Origin of the sequence: Pandoraea sp. NE5, assembly GCF_024363545.1 — a bacterium.
Lineage (GTDB): Bacteria > Pseudomonadota > Gammaproteobacteria > Burkholderiales > Burkholderiaceae > Pandoraea > Pandoraea cepalis.
This window is the reverse complement of the sequence record NZ_AP025517.1, coordinates 3,012,755-3,034,691: the sequence shown is the minus strand read 5'-3', so window position 1 is coordinate 3,034,691 and position 21,937 is coordinate 3,012,755. Positions and strand designations below refer to the sequence as shown.

Here is a 21,937-nt window from a genome sequence, read left to right as displayed (position 1 = left end):
GGTTATGCGCAAGTCAGACGGCCTGACGGGTGTTGCTCGCTGCGGCGGCATCGCCGTCGAGGGAGAATTTGCTCTCGGGCTGCATGCGGAAGGCCAGCACGACACCGAGGGCCATGAGCATCATGCTGCCGACGAACGGCAATTCCCAGTTGCCCGTGCGATCGATGAGATACCCCGAGATCACCGGCGAGAGAATCGCCGCCAGTGCCGACCCGGTGTTCATCATGCCGCTGGCCGTGCCCGAGTGTTCCGGCGCGATATCCATCGGAATCGACCACATCGGCCCGATCGTCATCTCGGCGAAGAAGAAGCCGAACGCCAGGCATGCCACCGACACATACAGTTGGTGCGTGAACAGCATCGGCACAAGCGAGAGCAGCGTGAGCAGCATGCAGATCGACACCATCCAGCTACGTGCGCGCTTCAGGCTGCCGGTGCGCTCGTACAGTTTGTCGGTCACGATACCGCCCAACGTATCGCCGAGCACACCGGCGAAGAACACACTCGAGGCGAACAGCGCCGACTTCTTCAGATTGAGGTCGTAGCTGTGCAGGAAGTATTGGGGAATCCACGACAGGAAGAGCCAAAGCGTCCAGCCGTAGCAGAAGTACACGATGGTGACCGGCATCATGCGCTTGAAGAGCGGTCCCCACGGCAACGACGCGCGCTTGGCTTTCACCGGCGGCAACAGGGCGAGTTCTTCGGTCGTGATGCGCGGATGATCCTGCGGGCGCTCGGTAAACGTGAGCCCCCACACCGCGACCCAGACCAGACTCACGATCCCGCACAGATAGAACGACTCACGCCAGCCATGCGTGGCCATGATGAACACGACGACGGCGGGCGCCACGGCGTTACCGATGCGCGAGGCCGCGTGCGTGATGCCCTGCGCAAAGCCGCGCTTCTCCTTGGCGACCCAGCGCGACATGGCCGACGTGGCGGCCGGGAACGTGGCGCCCTCGCCAAGGCCGAGCAGCAGGCGCGCGAGTAACAGCGTGACGAGACCACCCGCCATGCCGGTGAGGATCGTCGCGACCGCCCACAACGCACCGCACACGAGCAGCGTACGCTTCGCTCCGAAGCGATCGCTCACCCAGCCACCAATGATTTGAAAGACCAGGTAGGGGTAGGCAAATGCCGAGAAGACGAGACCGATTTCCGTCTTGTTGAGATTGAATTCCTTGCCGAAGCCGGCCGCGGCCGTGCTGACGTTGACGCGATCGAGATAGGTGATGAAATACATGACGCATAGCATCACCAGCACGACCCGGGTCGCTCTGAAAAGCTTCATTGCATGTCTCCTGAAACAGCCTGTGAAGCGCGCCGGCAACATGCCGGCGGCGCAAAAGGTGTTGCGGCGGCCGGGGCCCTTCTATGGTGTGGCCCCGTGCCGTCTGAAGGACAGATCAAGCGTTCACTGCAGGGGCGCCCCAGACGTTGGCGGCCCCCCATCTCCCAGTCCCTGCGACGACGACGCCTCAGGCGGCCACCTTGAGCGACGGCGTGTCCCGCGCTTGCGCCAGGTAGTCCATTGCGGCAACCACGCCTGACCCGGCGAGTTTCACGCCGGACATCCGCAGCCCCATTTCGCACCCCGAAAGCGTTGCCATCAGCGTGAGGTCGTTGCAGTCGCCCAGATGCCCGATGCGGAACATCGTGCCCCGAATCTTGCCCAGCGCCTGCCCCAGCGACATGTCGAAACGTTCGTAGATGCGCTTGCGCACGTCGTCGGCGTCCACGCCTTGCGGCATGACCACGCCGGTGAGCACCGGGCTGTAGACCGACGGGTCCTGACACTGAATCTCCAGCCCCCACGCGCGCACCGCGCGGCGCGTGGCTTCGGCCAGGCGTTGGTGGCGCGCGAACACGTTGTCCAGCCCTTCCTCGAAGATCATGTCGAGCGCTTCGGACAGGCCATACAGCAGGTTCGTATTCGGCGTATACGGCCAGTAGCCGTTCTTGTTCGCTTCGATGATGTCTTGCCAGCCCCAGAACGCGCGCGGCAGTTTTGCGTGGCGACCGGCGTCGAGCGCCTTGGTCGAGACCGCGTTGAAGCTGATGCCCGGCGGCAGCATCAGTCCCTTTTGCGAGCCCGAGACGGTGACGTCCACGCCCCATTCGTCATGACGGTAATCGGCCGAGCCCAGGCCCGAAATCGTGTCGACGAGCAACAGCGCGGGATGTCCGGCCGCGTCGATGGCACGGCGCACGGCCGCGATGTCGGACGTGACGCCCGTCGAGGTTTCGTTATGCACCACGCACACGGCCTTGAGCGCGTGCCCGGTGTCGGCGCGCAGACGCGCTTCGATCATGTCGGGCTGCACCCCGCGGCGCCAGCCGTCGGTCCCCGGCAGGCCGATGAACTCGGGCTTCAAGCCGAGACTCTCGGCCATCTTCTTCCACAACGTGGAGAAATGCCCCGTCTCGAACATCAGCACAGAATCCCCCGGCGAGAGCGTGTTCGACAGCGCCGCCTCCCACGCACCGGTGCCCGATGCCGGGTAGATCACCACCGGCTGCTCGGTCTTGAAAATCTTCTTGATGTCGGCGAGCACCTTGCGGCCGAGCGCGCCGAATTCCGGGCCGCGATGATCGATCGTCGGGTAACTCATGGCGCGCAGAATGCGATCGGGCACCGGGCTGGGGCCTGGAATTTGCAGGAAATGGCGGCCCGAGGGATGAAAATCAAGCTTCAGCATGAACGTCTTTCTCCTCTTGAAAATTCTATTTTGAATTTTGCATGCAAAATACTTTAGCAGAGCACGCTACTTTCGCAAGAGGCAGGAAGCCGTTTTAATACAGTCGTTTACCCTAGAGACACGAGCGCGTCGCGCCATACGTTACAATCACGACCATAGAGATTTACGGATTTTGAATGCAAAGCATGGAAAACACGTCGACGATTGCCGCCCCAGACATTCCCCGAGTGGAGCGCCTGCGCTTGCACGACACGGTCGTCGAGCACCTGCGCAAGCTCATCATCGAGGGCGTGCTATCGCCGGGCGTGAAACTCAATGAACGGGAGTTGTGCGAGACGCTAGGCATCTCGCGCACGCCGCTGCGCGAGGCCTTCAAAGTGCTGGCCGCCGAGGGACTGATCGAGATTGCGCCGAATCGCGGGGCAAGTGTTGCCCGCATGACGGAGAAGGAAATCCGGGAGATGTTCGAGCTGATGAGCGCGCTCGAAGCGTTTTCAGGCGAGTTGGCCGCCGAACGGATGACGCCGGTCGAGCTGGCCGAAATCAAGGCGCTGCACTATGCGATGCTCGCGTGCCGCGCGCAGCAGGATTTGCCGGGCTATTACGCACGCAATCAGGCGATTCACGATCGCATCAATGAAGCCGCGCGCAACGGGGCGTTGCGCCAGACCTATGTCGCGATCAACCGCCGGTTGATGGCGCTGCGTTTTCGCTCGAACTTCCACGCGGACAAATGGGATCGCGCCATTGCCGAGCACGAGCAGATGATCGACGCGCTGGAAAAGCACGACGGCAAACGCCTCGGCGACATCCTGCGCAAGCATTTGCTCGCCAAACGCGACGCCGTGTTGCAAATCCACGCCGAACCGGCGCAAGGCGCGCCGAGCAACTGAATTCGAGCGGCCGTCTGACACGCATCGACAGCGCTCAGACGCTGCCGATTCCGATCACAGTCGGCGCTCGGCCGCTTCGCGTGCGCGACGTGCCAGCACGGCCGGTGACTCGAGCACCTCGCCGGCCAGACGCGCGACGAGCGCCGCGACATGACGACCGTATTGCTTGCCGGCGATCACGTCCACCGGGTCTAGCGCGTAGGCGGCATCGACATCCCCTCCGGGTGCCGTGACGGCCGGAAAACTGGCGAGCGGTTGCAGGGATGCGCTCGCGCGCGGCGCAATCTCGCCGTCGTCGGCATCGGCATCGGCCCACAACATGCCCTGCTGCGCGGCGAGCGCCGCGAAGTAGTCCAGCGTGTCGCGCTTGTCGTCGCCGGGACGATAGCTGAACGAAAACCCGCCAGCGACTTTGTTGCGCCAGCCGAGCAGGCGCCACATGCCGGTCGTCGCATCGACAAACGCCTTGAACGGCGCGGCGATGCCGCCCTTGAAGGCCGGGGCGCCGAAAATAATGGCGTCCGCCGAAGCCAGGCGCATGAGCATGGCCTCGTCGTGCCACTGCCCGTCGATGAATTGATGCGGCTCGATGCTGAGCAATTGCGCATGCGCACCGGCGTCGTTGACCCCTTGGGCGACGGAATGCGCAATCATGGCGGTCGCGCCGCCTTGCGAGTAATAGACGATTGCGATATTGGACATGGCGTAGTGCTTCCCGAATGGATGTCCGCCCCATGGCACCGCCCGGATCGCGCTTCCCCGCGCTTCCGCTGGCTTGTCTGGACATCGGTCAAGGCCAAATGATGCCAGTGAAAACCCTAGGGGAATAGCCGGCAGAATCGAACATGACTGTTCCGCCAACGATAACAATCGAACGGCGACGCCACGCTGTCGGCCAGTCATCACGTACCTGACAGGAAGATGGCACGCCGCTGACGGCAGGTCGGGCCGTGCTCCCTTCCGGATCGAGGCGATCCGGTAACCCTGCGCCCTGGACGGGCTCGCCACGCCACAAATCAACGAGATCCCTGCGCAAACTCGCGCCTTTTTTGCCGCCGAATTTGGGATAAGTCCGAAGGAAAAACGAGCCTCTTTGTCCGGTGACGTCGGAAGTTGGTCTCAAATTACTTCGAAATCAATCCAGGATCACTCCGGAATCGATCGCCAACGGGGTTCCCAACCGGTCCGACAGCAACGCGGCAGGACGCAGGACGGTTAGCACCATACCGGCGCAATGTCTCAGCGTCGCGCCGACGCTCCAAGTCGTACCGACAACTGATCGGCCAGTTCGCGAATCTGGCGCCCGAGGCGCCGGCCCGTTGCCAGGTCGATGTCGTTCGTGACGAAACTGACGGCGAGCCCCGCGACGGCGCGCTCACCGCTCGCATCGAATACCGGTGCGCCGAAGCAGATCATGCCTTCGCGCATCTGCCCGTTGTCGATCGAGTAGCCATCGCGACGCGCCTGCGCCATCTCTTCGGCCAACGCCGCATACGTCGCCACACTGGCACGCGTGAGCGGCGCGGGCCAGGCACCGGCGAGCAGATCGGCGGCCTCATCCGCCGGCAGCGTCGAGAGCATGGCCTTGCCGGTCGCCGTGTAGGGCGCGGGCAACCGCATGCCGATGCGGAAGGTCACGCCGAGCGGCCGATTGCCGTTGTGACAGGCGAGATAGATCACGTCGGTGCCATCGAGCACAGACAGCGTGACGGTCTCCTGCTCGAAGGCGGACGACGCCTCCCAGACCGCGCGGAATTCTTCGGTGACGTGGGTCTGCGACAGGAACGCATTCGCCCATCCCATCACGTACGAGCCCATCGTCATGCCGCCATTGGCGTGGCGCTTCACGAGCCGCAACTTGACCAGCGTGTCGCACAGGCCGTGCAGTGTGCTCTTGGGCACGCCCGTCTCCCTCGCCAGATCGGCCAGCGCGATCGGCTCGGCCGCCGCCGCAATCACATCGAGGATGCGTACGGCGCGCACCACAGCGGGCGCGGTGGTCTTGAGCGGTTCGCCGTCGCGGGCTTCGTTGGCGGGGATATCAAGTTTGCGCTTGGGCATGAATCGGAAATCGGCTTCAGAAGGGTCGAAATGGATCGGGGCGGGCTACGCCGCCCGTAGGGTACGGGCAAGTGATGGGAATGCCGCCTTCGGAAAACCCTGAGTTGCACGGAAAACGTTCGCTACGTAGAATGAGGTTCAATACATAGAATATCGTTCAATAGATGGAACGGCAAGCGGCGATTCGAGAGACTGCCGTGCGTCGTTTCCCCAACCGGAACTGCCGGCGAGCCCGGCCAACTGCCATGCAACTTAAAGACACCTCCCTCTTCAAGACACTCGCCTGGGTCGATGGCCAATGGATTGCGTCCGACAGCGGCAAGACGCTCGACGTACTGGACCCGGCCACCGGTGAAGTCCTGGCCAAGGTGCCGGAACTCGGCGCGGCGGAGACGACGCGGGCCGTCGCGGCCGCGGAAGCTGCGCAAAAGCCGTGGGCCGCGCGCACTGGCAAGGAACGTGCTGCGGTCTTGCGCCGCTGGTTCGATCTGATGGTCGCCAACACGGACGACCTGGCGTATCTGATGACGCGCGAGCAGGGCAAGCCGCTGGCGGAGGCGCGTGGCGAGATCGCCTATGCGGCGAGTTTCATCGAGTGGTTTGCGGAAGAAGCCAAGCGTGTGGATGGCGACGTGCTCGCCACGCCCGCCTCGGACAAGCGTCTGGTCACGCTCAAGCAACCGGTCGGCGTGTGCGCGGCGATCACGCCGTGGAATTTCCCGGCAGCGATGATTACGCGGAAGGTGGCCCCGGCGTTGGCCGCGGGCTGCGCGATTGTGGTGAAGCCGTCGGAACTGACGCCGCTCTCCGCTTTTGCCCTGGCCGAGCTGGCGCACCGCGCCGGCATTCCGGGCGGTGTGTTCCAGGTGGTAACGGGCGACGCACGCGCGGTGGGGGGTGTGTTGACGTCGCATCCGGGGGTGCGCAAGTTGTCGTTCACGGGGTCCACGGCGGTGGGCCGACTGCTGATGGCGCAGTGTGCGCCGACGGTCAAGCGCATGTCGCTGGAGCTGGGGGGCAATGCGCCGTTCATCGTGTTCGACGATGCCGACCTCGACGCCGCCGTTGACGGCGCGATCGCGGCGAAGTACCGCAATGGCGGGCAGACTTGTGTATGTGCGAATCGCTTCTATATTCAGGACGGCATTTACGACGCCTTCGCCGAAAAATTCGCCAAGCGCGTGGCGGGCATGAAGGTGGGCAACGGTCTGGAAGACGGCGTGGTGGTCGGCCCGCTGATCGAGGGCAAGGCGGTCGAGAAGGTCGTGGCGCTGGTGGACGACGCGAAGTCGCGCGGCGCTCGCGTGCTGGTGGGCGGCACCGCGCACGCGCTGGGCGGCACTTATTACACTCCGACGGTGATTGCGGAGGCCACTTCGCAAATGCGCGTGGCGCGTGAGGAAATTTTCGGTCCGGTCGCGCCGCTGTTCCGTTTCACGCACGACGCGGACGCCGTCGCCTTTGCGAACGATACGGAGTTCGGGCTCGCGGCTTATTTGTACACGCGCGACATCGCACGGGCATGGCGCACGGCAGAGGCGCTCGAGTACGGCATGGTGGGGCTGAACACCGGCCTGATCTCGAATGAGGTGGCGCCGTTCGGCGGCATCAAGCAATCGGGGGTGGGTCGCGAGGGGTCGCGTTATGGCATCGAGGAATACCTCGAAATGAAGTACCTGTGCCTGCAATTGTGATGGCTGGGTAACAGATCAGGTTCAGGATCAGGCTCACGCTCAGGCTCGCATCGTTCGGTGGCGCGCGGCGCGGCGCCCGCCGACGTCAACCGCATCGACCGGATAGATCGCGGCAGGCTTGTCGCGCACGCGGTAGTGAAGGTCTCACGAGGATATCGGCCATGAACGCTTTTCGTTTCCAGACGGTTCCGACCGTCGTTGTGGAATTTGGCGCAGCGCGTCGTCTGGGGGCATTGCTGCGCGAGCAATATCCGACGGGCACGCGTTTGTGTGTGGTGACGGACGGCTTTCTACACAAGAGCGGCTTGCTGTCCCCGGCACTGGCGGATCTCGCCAGGCATGGCTGGCAGGTGTCGGTGATCGACGATGTGATCGCCGACCCGCCGGAGCATGTGGTGCTGGAAGCGGCCCAACGCGCTCGCGCTGCCGACGCGGAGATCGTGCTGGGGTTGGGCGGCGGCTCGTCGATGGATGTGGCGAAGCTGCTTGCGGTGCTGCTGCCTGGCGCGCAATCGCTCAAGGAGATGTATGGCATCAAGAAGGTGACAGGCACGCGCCTGCCGCTGGTGCAGATGCCGACGACGGCCGGTACGGGCTCGGAAGTGACGGCCGTGTCGATCGTGACGACAGGCGAGACGACGAAGATGGGGGTTGTCTCCCCGCAGCTTTTTGCGGATCTGGCGATTCTGGACGCGGAACTCACGCTCGGTCTACCCCGCGCGGCCACGGCCGCCACAGGCATCGACGCGATGGTGCACGCGATCGAAGCTTATACGTCCGCCCATTTGAAGAATCCGATCTCGGACACGCTCGCCGTGAAAGCGCTGGCGTTACTCTCGCGCAATCTGCTGAGCGCCTGTCACGACGGCAACAATCGCGCCGCTCGCGAAGCCATGCTGGTTGGCGCGATGTTCGCCGGACAAGCGTTCGCCAATTCGCCGGTCGCCGCCGTTCACGCCCTGGCTTACCCGATCGGCGGCATCTTTCACGTTGCACATGGCCTCTCGAACGCGCTCGTGCTCTCTCACGTCATGCGCTTCAATGCCCCCGCCGCCAGCCAGCACTACGCGGAACTGGCCGATGTGATTCTGCCCGCCAAGGCATCAGGCAGCGACGAAGCCAAGACCGATGCCCTCATCCGACACATCGAATCGCTGATCGTCGACACTGCCATCCCCCGCACGCTGCGCGAAGTCGGCGTGAAACAAACCGACATCGCCCGTCTGGCCAGCGACGCGATGCTGCAAACCCGACTTCTCGTGAATAACCCGCGCGAAGTGACCCAGGCCGATGCATTTGCCATTTATAGCGCGGCGCTTTGATCGGGCGCCTGCTCGGTGTTGCATGACGCCGATTGTGGTCGCTGATGCGGCCCCCTGCTTCGTACCTCTGCTTCGTACCTCTGCTTCGTACCTCTGCTTCGTACCTCTGCTTCGTACCTCTGCTTCGTACCCCTTCAGTGCTTCAACGACGGACCGGGGCCCCTTTCCGCCTCTCAGACATAAACCCAACTCGCTGCAGAAAGGGGCCCCGATCCGTCTCTTCCCGTAACACCCCCCCCCCATCCCTCACCTCGTCGGCATACTCGCCAGCGTCGACACCACCGTTTCCGCCAACTCGGCTGCATCCACCGCACTCACATCCGAATCGGTCTGCAACGGCGTCGACTGACATCCCGGTGTGAGCCTGAGATACGGCGGCTCCGCCTTCGCAAACAACGTGACGCTCGGCGTCAACGTCGTGTGCGCCACATGCATCAACCCACCATCGGCACCCACGAATAACGCCGCATTCGCAATCACCCGCTTCGCTTCGCGCAACGTCAACCGACCCACGAAAGATGTCAGCTTCAGATGGACAAATTTCGCCTCCATTAACGCGTTTGCCGCATCCACACCATTGCCCGACCCCAGCAACACTACGCCATCCGGCATCCCCGGCTGGTACGCAATGTCGTACGCCTGAAGGAATTCCCGCCAATGCGCATACGTCCGGCGCGGCTCGACCCCCCCCATCGCCAACACCAGGAACGCCCCCGGCAATACTTGCCCCACGACCGACCCCGGCAGCGCCGTTTCCTGCCGCAAGTAAGGCTTGGCGCGCGCGAACAAGTCGTCGGACGCCAACCCCAGCGAAAAAACGTCGTTGACCGCCGCAAGGCTGAACTGGGTCTGGTTGCGGTCCGGCCCGTGAAAGAATCGGAACAAACACGCAAACGGCAGCGACGGGAAATATTTCCGCTTCAGCCGCAGCGTCGGATAGTTGAACTCCTGCAACACAATGACGTCGTAATCGCCCGGCTTCACACTCGCCGGATCGTCGTACACGTGACGGAAAATATCGTCGCCCTCGAACACGCCCTTCAAGCCCGGCGTAATCAACAAATCGACCGGACCCTCGCGCCCACGCAACAACGCACGGCCCGACATATCCATCACCGCATCACCGACCGATGCCTTGCCCCCATAGATCCACAGCACGCGCGCACCCGGCGACACCCGACGCACCTCTCGGCTCGACTGCCCGCTCAACGCAAGACGCAAGCGACGATGCAGGTATTTTTTGGCAACGCTCAACGATGACGTGCGCTGCAGGAATACGTCGGGCTCGTGGTACACCCAGGCATAAGGAATGCGGGTGCTCGGTTCGGTGAGAGCGCCCAGTCGGCGGGCAATGAAGCGCTGCAATGGCATGATGGGTTCGAAAGCGAGTCGGCACCGGTTCGCCCGCGCGTGAATCGGGTTCACATCGTGGCGTCAGGCGGCGGCGTCAGAAGGTGGGGAGTATGCCACGTCTGCCCCCGATTGACGGCAACGCAACGCTCCCTCCGCCCTGCACCACCGGGCGTCCCTTCGACTCGCTCACACCACCCGGAAATGGTGCGTTCCATCGCGATGCAACTGGTCGACGAGCCCATACTCCCAATCGAGGTACGCCTGCATCGCCTCGGCAGCATTGTCCGTGCCCTCGTACGGACGACGATAGCGATCGTCGCGCGGGCTCGCCAGCCGCGTCGGTCCCGATTCGAGCGGCAGCCCAGCCTGGATCCACGCCTGCGTGCCACCGTCGAGCACCACGATTTCGGCATCGGTCAGACGCCGCAAATCGGCCGCCGCAAAGCGCGCAAGCAAGCTGGAGCCGCAAGTGAGCACGTACCGCTGCGCAGGGCCGATCTCCCGCAAGGCCTCGGCCAGGCGCGCGCGAATGACGAACCACGCCCCCGGAATGTGGCGTTTGACGTAGTTGACGCCCGAGGTGACGTCGAGCACCACGATCTGGCCAGGCGCTGACTCGTCAAGCCAGCGCGCGAGCACCGCCGGCGAGACGGTCTCGACATCGGCCGCGCTCGGCGTATGCAACGGCCATCCGCCCTGGGCACTGCGCGCCTCGTCGCCATGCGGCTCGACGACGTAGACGGTCCAGCCCATCTGGGCGAGCCACGAACCGGTCATGTCGGCACGCACGCCGTTGTCGTCCGCGAGCACGATCCACGCGCCACGCACCGGCGCATGATGATCGGTCTCCTGCACCAGTTGCCCTCCCGGCGCACTGGCGAAGTCGGGCAAGTGCCCGGCTGCGTAGTCTTCCGGCGTACGCACGTCGAAGCGATAGACGGTGCGCCCAGGCGCATTCAGTGCGGGCACGTCGCCCACCGCGATTCGGCGCACGCCCGCACGATCGGCGATGGCACGGGCCCCAGCGCGCGCGACGTTCAGGGTAGCGTCGCTCACCACGGCCGGGGGCCGGCGATCGGCCCCGCGCTCGAGTGTCTGACCGGCGAGCGTCCAGCCGATGGTGCCGTTGCGCAGCGCCGCCACCGGATTCGGCAGACCGGCGTTCACGAGCGATTGCGTGCCGATGATGCTGCGTGTGCGTCCGGCGCAATTGACGATCACACGCGTGGCCGGGTTCGGGGCGAGTTCGCGCACGCGCAGCACGAGTTCGGCACCGGGCACGCTGGTCGAGCCGGGAATGTTCATGGTCTGGTATTCGTCGAACCGGCGCGCGTCGACGACGACCACATCGGCGCGCGCATCGAGCAGTGCCTGAACTTCCTGCGCGGACAACGACGGGGTATGCCGCAACCCTTCGACCCACTCGCCAAAGGCTTTGCTCGGCACGTTGACGTCGCGAAAGACTTCTCCGCCAGCCGCGATCCAACCGTCGAGGCCGCCCGCGAGACAATTGACGTCGGTGTAGCCGAGCTTGCGCAGCACGCCGGCAGCGCGCGGCGCCAGATCCTCGCCGCCATGCTCGCCGTAGACGACGATGCGCGTGTCGCGGCGCGGTATGCGCGCCCAGACGTCGATCTCCACGCGCGAGAGCGGAAGGTTCGCCGCCCACAATGGGTGCGCCTGCGCGAATGGATCTTCTTCGCGAACGTCGAGCAACGCAATTTCCTCACGGGCGAGCAGCGCGGCACGCACGTCGGCATAGGTCAGTTCGGGGAAAGCGAGGTCTTCAGCAACGGCAGTCGGCGCAGCCGTCTGCGACGGCGCATCGGTCGAGAAAGAGGACACGGTGGTTCCTTGAATTCGGCAAGCGTCGATTCGATTTGCGTATCGGCGCGATGGGCTCGCGCATTCGCGCAACCAGAAAGCTATTGTGGCAGAAGGCGCCCGAACGCGTGGCGTGGGCCGTCGGCACGTTGCGGCGCCTTTCTTTATGGATTCGGCGATTGCGCATTGGCGTATCCGGAGATGAAGCTTTTGCGCTCGCCCGCTTCGGTGAACACGCTGCGACGCACGGTGCCAATGTTCGCCCCGTACACGTGGATGCTCACCGAGACCCGGTCGGCGTAGGCATTGCTCACACGGTGAATGTCCCCCAACCGCGGCGAGAGCACCTCCACATCGCCCGGCGACAGACGCACCGGCGGCCCCGTCATGACCGGTACGCCCTGCGCGTCGAGCCGATAGGGCTGCGAATCCTCCGCCCCGCGCAACACGCCGATCAGGCCCCACACGGTGTGATCGTGAATTGGCGTGACCTGCCCCGGCCCCCAAACGAAACTCACGATGGAAAAGCGCTGCGCCGGATCGCAATGCAACAGGTATTGCTGATAGTGCTCGGGATGTGGCACCGCGAACGCGGCGGGCAACCAGTCGTCACATGCGACGAGTGGTGCCAGCAGACCCGCGCCGGCGTCGAGCAGCGTTGTCTCGTCCGGATGACGCGCCAGCAGTCGCGAAAGCCCCGCGACGAACGTGCGCAACGGATCGAGCGCTTCGCCATCCGGGCCGGGCAACTCGCCCGACGCCGCGAGGCCATCCAATCGTTGATGCATACGAACCCCCAAAGTTGGGCGCGCTCCCCGGCCGACCCGGTGGAACGCATGTGGTAGCGTAACGCTTTGCCTCTCTTCGTGCCCGCGCGCCATTCGCGCCTGTCGCTTATGCTCGATTTCGATTTCGATGCCGACGCGCTGATGCGCCTCGTCACCACGCCCATGCCGTTCGGCAAACACAAGGGCACGCTCATTGCCGACCTGCCCGGCAATTACCTGAGCTGGTTCGCCCGCGAGGGTTTTCCGCCGGGCGACATCGGTCGCCTGCTCGCCCTCATGCACGAGATCGATCACAACGCGCTGGGTGAATTGCTGCGCCCGCTACGGGCGCAGGCACGCGCCGCCCGCCCAAGGTAAGCCGAACGGGCCCGTCCCTTGCCCGCCGATCACCCCCTCGCGGTACCGGCAAGCATCGGCGGCAGCCGGCGACGCACCCACTGCGTTTGCTGCTCGTGCGCATGCGCCAGTTGCAACACCGCGAGATCGGCCTGCGCCGGTCCGATGATTTGCAGTCCCATCGGCAACCCGCGCGCATCGAATCCGACCGGCACGCTGATCGCCGGCAGTCCGGCCAGCGTCGGCCCGATCACCACTTCCATCCACCGATGATAGGTGTCCATCGGCTTGCCCGCGACGGACGACGGCCAGTGCATTTGTGCGTCGAACGGGAAGACCTGCGCCGAAGGCAGCAGCAGGAAGTCGTAACGCTCGAACAGCCGCGCGAGCGAGCGATACCACTCGCTGCGATCAACGGACGCGCGATATACATCGGCCGCGCGTAACGCATGCCCGCCCTCGACTTCCCACTGCGCCTCCGGCTTGAGCTTGTCGCGGCGCGCAGGGTCGGCATACAACTCGCCCAGCGAGCCGCTCACGAGCCAGTGACGCAACGTGAGCCACGTCTGCCACAATCGCTCCGGCGCGAAGTCGGGCGCACAAGATTGCACTTCGCACCCCATCGCCGTGAAGTCGCGCAACGATGCCTCGCACAGGGCCATCACACCGTCTTCCATCGGCAGATGGCCGCCATAGTCGCCCAGCCAGCCCAGCTTCAATCCCTTGACGTCGCGTTGCAACGCGCTCGCGAACGGCACCGCGCCATGCGCCTGCGCCAGGGAAAGCGGACTGCGCGCGTCGTAGCCCGCTTGCGTGGCGAGCAGTTGGGCGACGTCGGCGACAGAACGCCCCATCGGCCCCTCGGTGCTCAGTTGCTGGACGAACAACTCAGGCGCCGGACCATAGGGCACCCGGCCCTGCGACGGCCGGAAGCCATACACGTTGCCGAACGCAGCCGGATTGCGCAGCGACCCCATCATGTCGCTGCCATCCGCGACCGGCAGCATGCGTAGCGCAAGCGCGCTGCCCGCCCCGCCGCTGCTGCCACCTGCGCTGCGCGTCGCGTCGTAAGCGTTGCCCGTGACGCCAAAGACGGGGTTGTAGCTATGCGAGCCCAATCCGAACTCGGAGACGTTGGTCTTGCCGATGAAGATCGCGCCCGCCGCGCGGATGCGCGCAACGCCGATGCTGTCCTGCGTGTCGGGCGCCGCCGACGTCAATGGCGAGCCTTTGCGCGTGGGAAATCCCGCGCACGCGGCGAAATCCTTCACGGCATGCGGCATGCCGTGCATCCACCCCAGGGACTGGCCATTGGCCAACTGCTGGTCGCGCTCGTCGGCCTGCGCAAGCAAGGCGTCGGCATCGTGCAAGGACACGATGGCGTTGACCGCCGGGTTGTAATGCGCAATGTGCGTGAGATACGCCTGCATGACCTCGCGACACGACACGCGGCGCGTGTGAATGGCGTCGGACAACGCCAGCGCGTCGAGCGCGACGATCTCGTTCAAGGGCGGGGCGTGGGGGGCCGAGGGGCCGGCTGCGCCGGCACGCGAATCGGCAGCCTGTATCGGCTGAGCGGGTTGAGCTGGCGCTGAGGCCATGTCGGTCTCCTTGGCGGTGGCGTCGTCCTGTGCAACGCCGTTGTCTGACGCGTCATTGTCGGTCAAACCCGCCAAGGATGCCGAGGGAAAATTATCTCCCCCGACGCAGGCAACACGTTAGTTCATATCTTCAATGAAGACCGGCACATCAATGTGCCAGCGGATCGAGACCGGTGGACTCGACTTCCTTCGCCACCGCGGGCGCGGCCAGGTACGTCAGCAGTTTCTTCGCTTCGTCCGGATGCGGCGCATTCACCGGCACGCCACCGGCGAAACGCGTGACCGATTGCAGCGACTCGGGAATCTTGCCCGCGAACGCAGCGCCCTTGACCGGCAGCAGCTCGCTGACCTGTTGCAGTCCCAGCGCATAGTCGCCGGCAGCGACCTTTTCGGCCACGGGCGTCTTCTGCACCATCACGCTCTTGCCCCGCATCTGGTCGACGATGCCCAGCTTCTTGAAGAGTTCGCGCTCGACGTACACACCGCTGGCGCTGTCGGAGTACGCGACCGATTTCGCGGCGAGCAGCGCGGCCTTGAGCTTTTCGGGCGTGCTGACATCGGGCACCACATCGCCCGATTTCACGACGACGCCGATGCGCGAATCGGCCAGATCGACGCGGGAATCCGCGCGCACCTTACCGGCCTTGATAAGACCGTCGAGGGCGTAGCCGACCATGATGACCGCATCGGCCGACTCGCCACGCGCCAGACGGTTGGGGATTGCCTCGGGCGCCTTGCCCATCGACGGCCCCCACGCGGTGTCCACATGATCGCCGCTCGACGCCTCGAACTTGGGCAACAACAACTTGTACGCGGCCGTGAAGCCGCCGGAGTTCATCACGTGCAGGTCTTCCGCGCTGGCCGACGTGGCACCGAGCAGCGTGGTCAGGGCGATGCCGGCGCCGAGCGCGGCAAGCAGATGTCGGGGCGCGCGCATGCGCGCCGGGAGGGCGATGGCTTTCATGGCAGTGTCTCTCTGAATTTTGCTTTTGGGGATGGATGCGCGTCGGCACCCGGTTTGGGGAAGCGTTGCCGGGCGCGCCCGCGAACGGGGCGCGCCTGCCGCGTGGCTTAGCCTGCGGCGAGTTCAGTACGGGGACTCCCCTGCCCGCCGGGGCGGCGGCGGTAGAGCGCCAGCGTCGCGCAAATCGCGCACAGCGCGGCGATACTCATCCAGTAGCCCGGCGCGGCCTTGTCGCCCGTGGCGTGGATCAGATAAGTCGACAGCGCAGGCGTGAAGCCGCCGAAAAGCGCCGTCGCGAGGCTATACGCAAGCGAGAAGCCGGCCACGCGCACGTCCGGCGGCATGACTTCGGTCAGCGCCGGGATCATCGCGCCGTTGTACATGCCGTACAGGAACGACAGCCATAGCAGCGAGATCAGCATGCGCGTGAAGCTCGGGGCCTGAACCAGGAACGTGAGCACCGGATAGGCCGATACGAGCGTCAGTCCCGCGAAGAGCAGCAATACCGGGCGGCGGCCAATGCGGTCGGACAGCATGCCACCGATCGGCAGCCAGATGAAGTTCGACACACCCACGCACAGCGTGACGAGCAACGCATCGGCGCTCGACAGGTGCAGCACGCTCTTGCCGAAGGTCGGCGCGTAGACGGTAATCAGGTAGAACGCCGTCGTGGTAAGGGCCACGAGCAGCGTGCCGCCGATCACCACGCCGGCGTTGGCGGCCATCGAGCGGAACACTTCGCCCAAGGACGGATGACGCTTGCGCTGCTTGAATTCTTCGCTCTCCTGGAGCGAGCGGCGCAACGCGAAGATCATCGGCACGATCATGCAGCCCACGATGAACGGCACACGCCAGCCCCATGCCGCGATCTGCTGCGCGGTGAGCGTGAGCGAAAGCGTGAAGCCGAGCGCCGCCGACACAACAATGGCGACCTGCTGGCTCGCCGACTGCCAACTCGTGTAGAAGCCCTTGCGGCCCGGCGTGGCGATTTCCGCAAGATACACGGACACGCCGCCCAGCTCGGCACCGGCCGAGAAACCTTGCAGCAAACGTCCGATCAGCACGAGCACCGGCGCCGCGAGACCAATGGTGGCGTACCCCGGCACGAACGCGATGAGCACGGTGCCGCTCGCCATGATCGCCAGTGTCGTGACCAGCCCCTTGCGGCGGCCGACGTTATCGATGTAAGCGCCCAGCACAATCGCGCCGAGCGGTCGCATCAGGAAGCCCGCGCCAAAGACGGCGAAGGTCATCATGAGCGAAGCGAACTCGCTGCCCGCCGGAAAGAACACGTGTGAGATCTGAGTGGCGTAGAAACCGAACAGAAAGAAATCGAACTGCTCGAGGAAGTTGCCGGCCGTTACGCGCAGGATCGCGCCGGCTTTCGAGGGGCGACGCGAAACCGCGTCGTTGGGGCGCTGTGACATGCGCTGTCTCCGTGTTGCCGGCAGCCCGGGAGATCGGGCCGCCAATGTGTCGTCGGAATGCGCCTCTACCAGGGACGTTTGAATCGTCATGAGCGCTTTTTAGAAGTTGCCAATGGTGCGCCGGAAGTTCCCGGCTTGTGAATTGCAAGTTTTGGAAGTATTGATGCACATATGCGATCAATCGTAGGATGTTGATGCGTCTGCCAAGCGGTAACGGGCTACACTCCGCATCGCAACCAAGCCTCGGCGTGCGCTGGACGTCGGCGTGCCTCGAGGCGTCTACCCGACTTTCTGCTCCCAACGTCATGGCGATCAACTTCGATCTGAACGATTTGCAGGCATTTCGCGCGGTGGCGCAACTGGCGAGCTTTCGCCGCGCGGCCGAGTCGATCCATCTCTCGCAGCCCGCGCTCTCGCGCCGTATCGACAAGCTCGAGGACGCGCTCGGGGTCAAGCTCTTCGAGCGCAGCACGCGGCGCGTGGCGCTGACAACCGTCGGACGCGCTTTCGCCCGCGACGCGGAGCGGATTCTGGACGATCTGGACAACGCCCTGCTGGGTATTCGCGATGTGGCCTCGTCGAGCCTCGGACACGTGACCATTGCCTGTGTGCCGTCGGCCGCGTATTACTTCATGCCGCAGGTGATCTCACGCTACCACCAGGCGTTTCCCCGCATCCGCATCTCGGTGCTCGACGCAAGTGCCAACGAGGTGCTCGCGTCGGTGGCGAATGGCGACGCCGATTTCGGGTTGAATTTCATCGGCAGCCAGGAGCCGAACATCGAGTTCAAGCTCCTGTTGCAGGAGCGCTATGTGGCGGCCTGCCGGCGCGACCATGCACTCGCGGGCAGAAAGCGGGTGACGTGGCGTGAGCTTTACGAATACGACTACATCAGTGTCGGCCGCGTCTCGGGCAACCGGCTGCTGCTCGATCAAGCGCTCACCTCGCTGCCCCAGCGCCCGCCAAGCATCTGCGAGACGCAGCACGTCACCACCATGCTCGGTCTGGTCGAAGCGGGGCTCGGCGTGGCGGCCGTGCCGACGATGGCAATGCCGGGTAGCGAACATCCGTTGCTCACGAGCGTGCCGCTGGTCGATCCGGTAGTGACGCGGCGCATGGGAATGATACGCAGCAAGGCGCGGCCGCTCTCGCCGGCGGCGGCACAGTTATATCACTACGTGGCCGAGATGAAAGTGCCATCGCGGCGTCGCACGGGCGGCGATGCCTCATAAAAGCTAACCGCTTTCAACGCACGCACTGAAACATTTTGTTACTGGCCTTACGAGACATGAAACATTGGGGTGACGGCGGCACGGTCGCGTGTCTTTATACTGGGTCCGCATTCATCCGCATCTTATTCACGACCTATGATCAAACGAATTTTCCCGATGGTGGCGATCGCCGCCGTGGTTGCAACGACCTCGCTGGCCGCGTCGGCCAGTGATATGAACAATGCCGTTGGCGGTGCGCTGGGCGGCGTGGCGGGCGCGGCCGTGGGTGGCGCGCTCGGCGGCAGCACCGGTGCAGTGCTTGGCGGCGCAGTCGGCGGCGGGGCCGGCGGGGCGATCACGTCCAATCGTCGCGAGCGCACGGGCGCCATCGTTGGCGGCGCGCTCGGCGGTGGTGCCGGCACGGCCGCTGGCAATGCGATGGGCGGACGCTCGGGCGGCCTGATCGGTGCGGCCGTTGGCGGCGGCGCCGGCGCCGCGCTCGGCGGCAACATGTCGCGCTCCAGCTCGTACGACAACGATGGCTACGGCTACCGTGGCAAGCGCCACGGCCATCGCAAGCATCATCACTGATCGACCCGCGTCTGCCTGAACGACAACGCCCCGCGATTGCGGGGCGTTGTCGTTGGGACGGCCAGCCTGGCGCGGTCGCCGCGACGGCGCTATACCGCGCGCACCTCCAGCCGCTTGCCCAACACGGCAAACGCGTTCCCCACCGCGTCGAGGCGAGAGGCGTAGCCGAGCTTCAGTAGCCGATCCACCTGCACCTGATTGACGTGCATACAAAAGCCACCTTCGGAATTCGCTGTACGTCATACCTCACCCGCGATGGAACCGAAAATTACAACAGATCTGTCGTGTATGCCGCACAGAAATCACAACAAATTTGTTGCAAACTCCTGCACCGCCATCTCACGGCCATCTGACCCATGCCTTGCATCATCGCCGCCCCCACGATCCGGCGGAAGCGGGTAGGCCGAATATCGGAAAGCCCCTACGCCAATGAAAAAGCCGCAGCACGATGGCTGCGGCTTCTCTCACGGGCACGACAGACGGCTCACCGCCTGCCGGGTTCCACAAGGTACGATCCAATGCCCGTCGGATAGCTTCCCGGGATGAGCATCGACGTGTCGAGACGCTCGATGCTCGTGCGACCGGTCAGCGCCATCGTCACGTCCATCTCCCTGGCAATGACCTCCAGCGCGCGACGCACGCCCGCCTCGCCCATCGCCCCCAGCCCGTACAGGAACGGTCGCCCGATCAACGTCCCCTTCGCGCCCAGCGCCATCGCCTTGATCACGTCCTGCCCGGAACGCACGCCGCCGTCGAGCCACACCTGCGTGTCGCGTCCCACCGCCGCGACAATGTCGGGCAGCGCCCGGATCGTCGAGATCGCCCCGTCCAGCTGACGTCCGCCGTGGTTGCTCACCACGATCGCATCCGCCCCTGCGTCGCGCGCCGCGCGCGCATCGTCCGGATCGAGCACGCCCTTGAGCACGAGCTTGCCGCCCCAGCGCTTCTTGATCCAGGCCACGTCGTCCCAGGACAGGCGAGGGTCGAACTGCGCCGCCGACCACGCCGCGAGCGAACCGATGTCGTCCACCCCCTTCGCATGCCCCACGATGTTGCCGAACGTGCGACGGCGCGTGCCCAACATGCCCAGGCACCAGCGCGGCTTGGTCATCATGTTCGCAATGTTCGGCAGCGTGAGCTTCGGCGGCGCCGACAGGCCATTCTTGATGTCGCGATGGCGCTGGCCGCTGATCTGCAGATCCATCGTCACCATCAGCGCCGAGCACCCCGCCGCCTTGGCGCGATCAATCAGTCGCTCGATGAAGTCGCGATCGCGCATCACGTACAACTGGAACCAGAACGGCGCCTTGGTATGCGCGGCCACATCTTCGATCGAACAGATCGAAACAGTCGAGAGTGTGAACGGCACGCCGAACGCCTCGGCCGCGCGCGCCGCGAGAATCTCGCCGTCCGCATGCAGCATGCCGGTCATGCCGGTGGGCGCCAACGCCACCGGCATGGCGACCGGCTCGCCCAACATCGTCGCGCGCGTGCTGCGATGCTCGATGTTGACCGCGATACGCTGGCGAAACGCAATCCCGCCAAAGTCCGCCGCATTCGCCCGATACGTCGACTCGGTCCATGAGCCGGAATCGACATATTCGTAAAACATGCGCGGCACGCGCCGCTGCGCGAGCACCCGCAAGTCCTCAATGGTGGTAATCACTGCCATGCTGCGTCTCTTCTTCCGGGAAGTCCCGACCGTCTTTCGGGAACTGGTGAATATCGTCGATATTTTTATTTCTGCTTCACCAGATCGACGAGCGACTGGGTTTGCTTGATTGTCTTGAGCACGATGTTCGATTGGATCGCCATGACCGCCGGCGCACGGTACAACTCGTTCACGATGAAATCCGAGTAATGCGCGAGATTCCGGGCCCTGACGGTCAAGATGTAATTGGCCGAGCCAGTGACGATGCGTGCGGTCACCACCTCAGGCCAATTCTGGACGCAAGCGAGAAACTTCTCGTGCCATTGATCGACATCGGGGCGCAGCGAGATTTGGACCAGGGCTTCGAACTCGAGGCCGATATGCTGTGCGTCCACGATGCAGCGGTATCCGGAAATCACCCCGCGATCCTCGAGCAACTTCACCCGACGAAGGCAGGCCGATGGCGACAACCCGACGGCATCCGCCAACTCCTGGTTGGAGATGCGCCCGTTGAGTTCGAGATGGCGCAGGATACGCAGATCGGCAAGGTCAAGGTTCATTGGCAGAATCCATCAAGTTCCCCAGGATTCTGGCAGATCCTTCGAATCGCCGCCAGTTGTCCGCCACAAATGGCCAGCAAATCCCATTTTTTGCGTTGAACTCGTAACGCCCGGCCAAGCCCGGGCACGGTGTGCTATCCGGGCCGTGAACGCCGCTTTCCGAGATTGCCGCTGTCGCGCCGCTTTCGCGTTGCGACGTGCCTACCCACCCGACTTGCGTTGCTTGACGATGCGTTGCAGCAGGTACCGCGTCTGTTCGAGCACCGCCTCGCGCACCATCCGGTTGCGTTCGGGATTCGGCTCGCTCGCCCACCCCATCGAACTGTCGACAGAGCGGCGCATCACGCGAAACGCCATGCCCAGCGTACTGATGCACACGGCCCGAACCCGCATTGCCTCATCGTCGGGCGCCACGCCCGCGAGCCGCGTCACAATGTTCGCCCCTACCGCGGCGAGCCGGCTCGAAAAGCGCTCGTGGAACACCTTGAAACCCGCCTCGGGTCCAAGCCCTGCCTGCTCACGGGCCATGAACATGTGCCAACCCTCGATCTCCGGCACTTCCTCCATGAACCCCGCCTTGCGGTTCTGCAGCTCGCAGAATGCGTCGATAAGCTGCTTGTCGGTCGCCTCCGGTTCGGCCACCACGCGCTCGGCCGCCTCGATCGCTTCGCCCATCTGCCCCATGACAAGACCCACGATGTACTCGACGCACGCCGTGTACACCCCCTCCTTGTTGTCGAAGTAATACTGCAGCGCCGGTGCGTTCACACCGGCCTCGTTCGCGATGTCCCGCGTGGAGGCCCCCGCAAAACCGAACTCGCCAAAGCACTTGATCGCCGCCAGGATGATGCGCGCGCGCGTTTCCTCACCACGTTGATACCCCGTGTCGACCGCATGCCGCGTTCGCACAGGCGTGCGTGGTGCTCGCCCGGCGCGTGAAGTTCCTGTCATGTCTGTCCTTG

Annotated in this window: 19 protein-coding genes; 6 read left to right on the top strand and 13 right to left on the bottom strand. The window is 64.5% G+C overall.

The features are described from left to right. Positions 1-13: 13 nt before the first annotated feature. Both PanNE5_RS13875 and PanNE5_RS13870 read right to left on the bottom strand, forming a co-directional pair. Complete coding sequence (locus tag PanNE5_RS13875) at positions 14-1,291, bottom strand: MFS transporter (RefSeq protein ID WP_017235234.1); 1,278 nt, start codon at positions 1,289-1,291, stop codon at positions 14-16. A gap of 187 nt (positions 1,292-1,478) precedes the next feature. Further along, a complete protein-coding gene (locus tag PanNE5_RS13870) occupies positions 1,479-2,699 on the bottom strand; it encodes a pyridoxal-phosphate-dependent aminotransferase family protein (RefSeq protein ID WP_150563431.1) in 1,221 nt (406 codons plus the stop codon). 176 nt (positions 2,700-2,875) lie between these two features. On the opposite strand from PanNE5_RS13870, the gene PanNE5_RS13865 reads away from it, so the two are divergent. Continuing rightward, entirely contained in the window at positions 2,876-3,592 is a 717-nt protein-coding gene (locus PanNE5_RS13865; RefSeq protein WP_017235232.1) for a GntR family transcriptional regulator, read from the top strand. A 54-nt stretch (positions 3,593-3,646) separates the two neighbouring features. On the opposite strand, the gene PanNE5_RS13860 is transcribed toward PanNE5_RS13865, so the two are convergent. Both PanNE5_RS13860 and PanNE5_RS13855 read right to left on the bottom strand, forming a co-directional pair. Next, positions 3,647-4,294, bottom strand: a complete 648-nt coding sequence (locus PanNE5_RS13860) for a flavodoxin family protein (protein ID WP_261938168.1) — start codon at positions 4,292-4,294, stop codon at positions 3,647-3,649. Between the two features lie 537 nt (positions 4,295-4,831). Then, positions 4,832-5,653 carry an IclR family transcriptional regulator gene (locus tag PanNE5_RS13855; RefSeq protein WP_261938167.1) on the bottom strand — a complete coding sequence of 274 codons (822 nt, stop codon included), beginning with the start codon at positions 5,651-5,653 and terminating at the stop codon, positions 4,832-4,834. Positions 5,654-5,898: 245 nt separating this feature from the next. Here PanNE5_RS13855 and PanNE5_RS13850 point away from each other — a divergent pair, with 245 nt between their 5' ends. After that, positions 5,899-7,347: an NAD-dependent succinate-semialdehyde dehydrogenase gene (locus PanNE5_RS13850; RefSeq protein WP_017235229.1), complete on the top strand. Its 1,449-nt coding sequence runs from the start codon at positions 5,899-5,901 to the stop codon at positions 7,345-7,347. A 161-nt stretch (positions 7,348-7,508) separates the two neighbouring features. Beyond that, entirely contained in the window at positions 7,509-8,669 is a 1,161-nt protein-coding gene (locus PanNE5_RS13845; protein WP_261938166.1) for an iron-containing alcohol dehydrogenase, read from the top strand. Positions 8,670-8,915: 246 nt separating this feature from the next. Here the strand turns inward: PanNE5_RS13845 and PanNE5_RS13840 are convergent, their stop codons facing one another. From PanNE5_RS13840 to PanNE5_RS13830, 3 genes are all read right to left on the bottom strand, one after another. Then, the gene (locus tag PanNE5_RS13840) at positions 8,916-10,040 is read right to left on the bottom strand and encodes a glycosyltransferase family 9 protein (protein WP_261938165.1); all 1,125 of its coding nucleotides are present in this window, start codon (positions 10,038-10,040) and stop codon (positions 8,916-8,918) included. Between the two features lie 168 nt (positions 10,041-10,208). Continuing rightward, the gene (locus PanNE5_RS13835; protein ID WP_261939848.1) at positions 10,209-11,789 is read right to left on the bottom strand and encodes a rhodanese-related sulfurtransferase; all 1,581 of its coding nucleotides are present in this window, start codon (positions 11,787-11,789) and stop codon (positions 10,209-10,211) included. Positions 11,790-12,010: 221 nt separating this feature from the next. Then, positions 12,011-12,634 carry a hypothetical protein gene (locus tag PanNE5_RS13830; protein ID WP_017235226.1) on the bottom strand — a complete coding sequence of 208 codons (624 nt, stop codon included), beginning with the start codon at positions 12,632-12,634 and terminating at the stop codon, positions 12,011-12,013. Between the two features lie 108 nt (positions 12,635-12,742). On the opposite strand from PanNE5_RS13830, the gene PanNE5_RS13825 reads away from it, so the two are divergent. After that, positions 12,743-12,991, top strand: a complete 249-nt coding sequence (locus PanNE5_RS13825) for a DUF3820 family protein (RefSeq protein WP_026132211.1) — start codon at positions 12,743-12,745, stop codon at positions 12,989-12,991. Between the two features lie 29 nt (positions 12,992-13,020). On the opposite strand, the gene PanNE5_RS13820 is transcribed toward PanNE5_RS13825, so the two are convergent. The 3 genes from PanNE5_RS13820 to PanNE5_RS13810 all read right to left on the bottom strand — a co-directional run bounded on the left by PanNE5_RS13820 (position 13,021) and on the right by PanNE5_RS13810 (position 16,962). Next, positions 13,021-14,571, bottom strand: coding sequence for an amidase (locus PanNE5_RS13820; RefSeq protein ID WP_254441002.1), 1,551 nt, complete (start codon positions 14,569-14,571; stop codon positions 13,021-13,023). Between the two features lie 148 nt (positions 14,572-14,719). Then, complete coding sequence (locus tag PanNE5_RS13815; RefSeq protein WP_026132209.1) at positions 14,720-15,508, bottom strand: substrate-binding domain-containing protein; 789 nt, start codon at positions 15,506-15,508, stop codon at positions 14,720-14,722. Between the two features lie 134 nt (positions 15,509-15,642). Further along, a complete protein-coding gene (locus PanNE5_RS13810) occupies positions 15,643-16,962 on the bottom strand; it encodes an MFS transporter (protein ID WP_017235222.1) in 1,320 nt (439 codons plus the stop codon). 305 nt (positions 16,963-17,267) lie between these two features. Between PanNE5_RS13810 and PanNE5_RS13805 the strand changes: the two genes are divergently transcribed. After that, complete coding sequence (locus PanNE5_RS13805; RefSeq protein ID WP_261938164.1) at positions 17,268-18,194, top strand: LysR family transcriptional regulator; 927 nt, start codon at positions 17,268-17,270, stop codon at positions 18,192-18,194. A 135-nt stretch (positions 18,195-18,329) separates the two neighbouring features. Further along, on the top strand, positions 18,330-18,764 hold the full coding sequence (locus tag PanNE5_RS13800; RefSeq protein ID WP_150563440.1) for a hypothetical protein: 435 nt from the start codon (positions 18,330-18,332) through the stop codon (positions 18,762-18,764). A 484-nt stretch (positions 18,765-19,248) separates the two neighbouring features. Here PanNE5_RS13800 and PanNE5_RS13795 read toward each other — a convergent pair whose 3' ends face one another. The 3 genes from PanNE5_RS13795 to PanNE5_RS13785 all read right to left on the bottom strand — a co-directional run bounded on the left by PanNE5_RS13795 (position 19,249) and on the right by PanNE5_RS13785 (position 21,926). Beyond that, the gene (locus PanNE5_RS13795) at positions 19,249-20,436 is read right to left on the bottom strand and encodes an alpha-hydroxy acid oxidase (RefSeq protein ID WP_261938163.1); all 1,188 of its coding nucleotides are present in this window, start codon (positions 20,434-20,436) and stop codon (positions 19,249-19,251) included. Between the two features lie 65 nt (positions 20,437-20,501). Beyond that, positions 20,502-20,975 (bottom strand): Lrp/AsnC family transcriptional regulator, encoded by a 474-nt coding sequence (locus PanNE5_RS13790; protein ID WP_017235024.1) that lies wholly within the window; start codon positions 20,973-20,975, stop codon positions 20,502-20,504. A gap of 201 nt (positions 20,976-21,176) precedes the next feature. After that, complete coding sequence (locus tag PanNE5_RS13785) at positions 21,177-21,926, bottom strand: CerR family C-terminal domain-containing protein (RefSeq protein WP_150563442.1); 750 nt, start codon at positions 21,924-21,926, stop codon at positions 21,177-21,179. Positions 21,927-21,937: the final 11 nt, after the last annotated feature.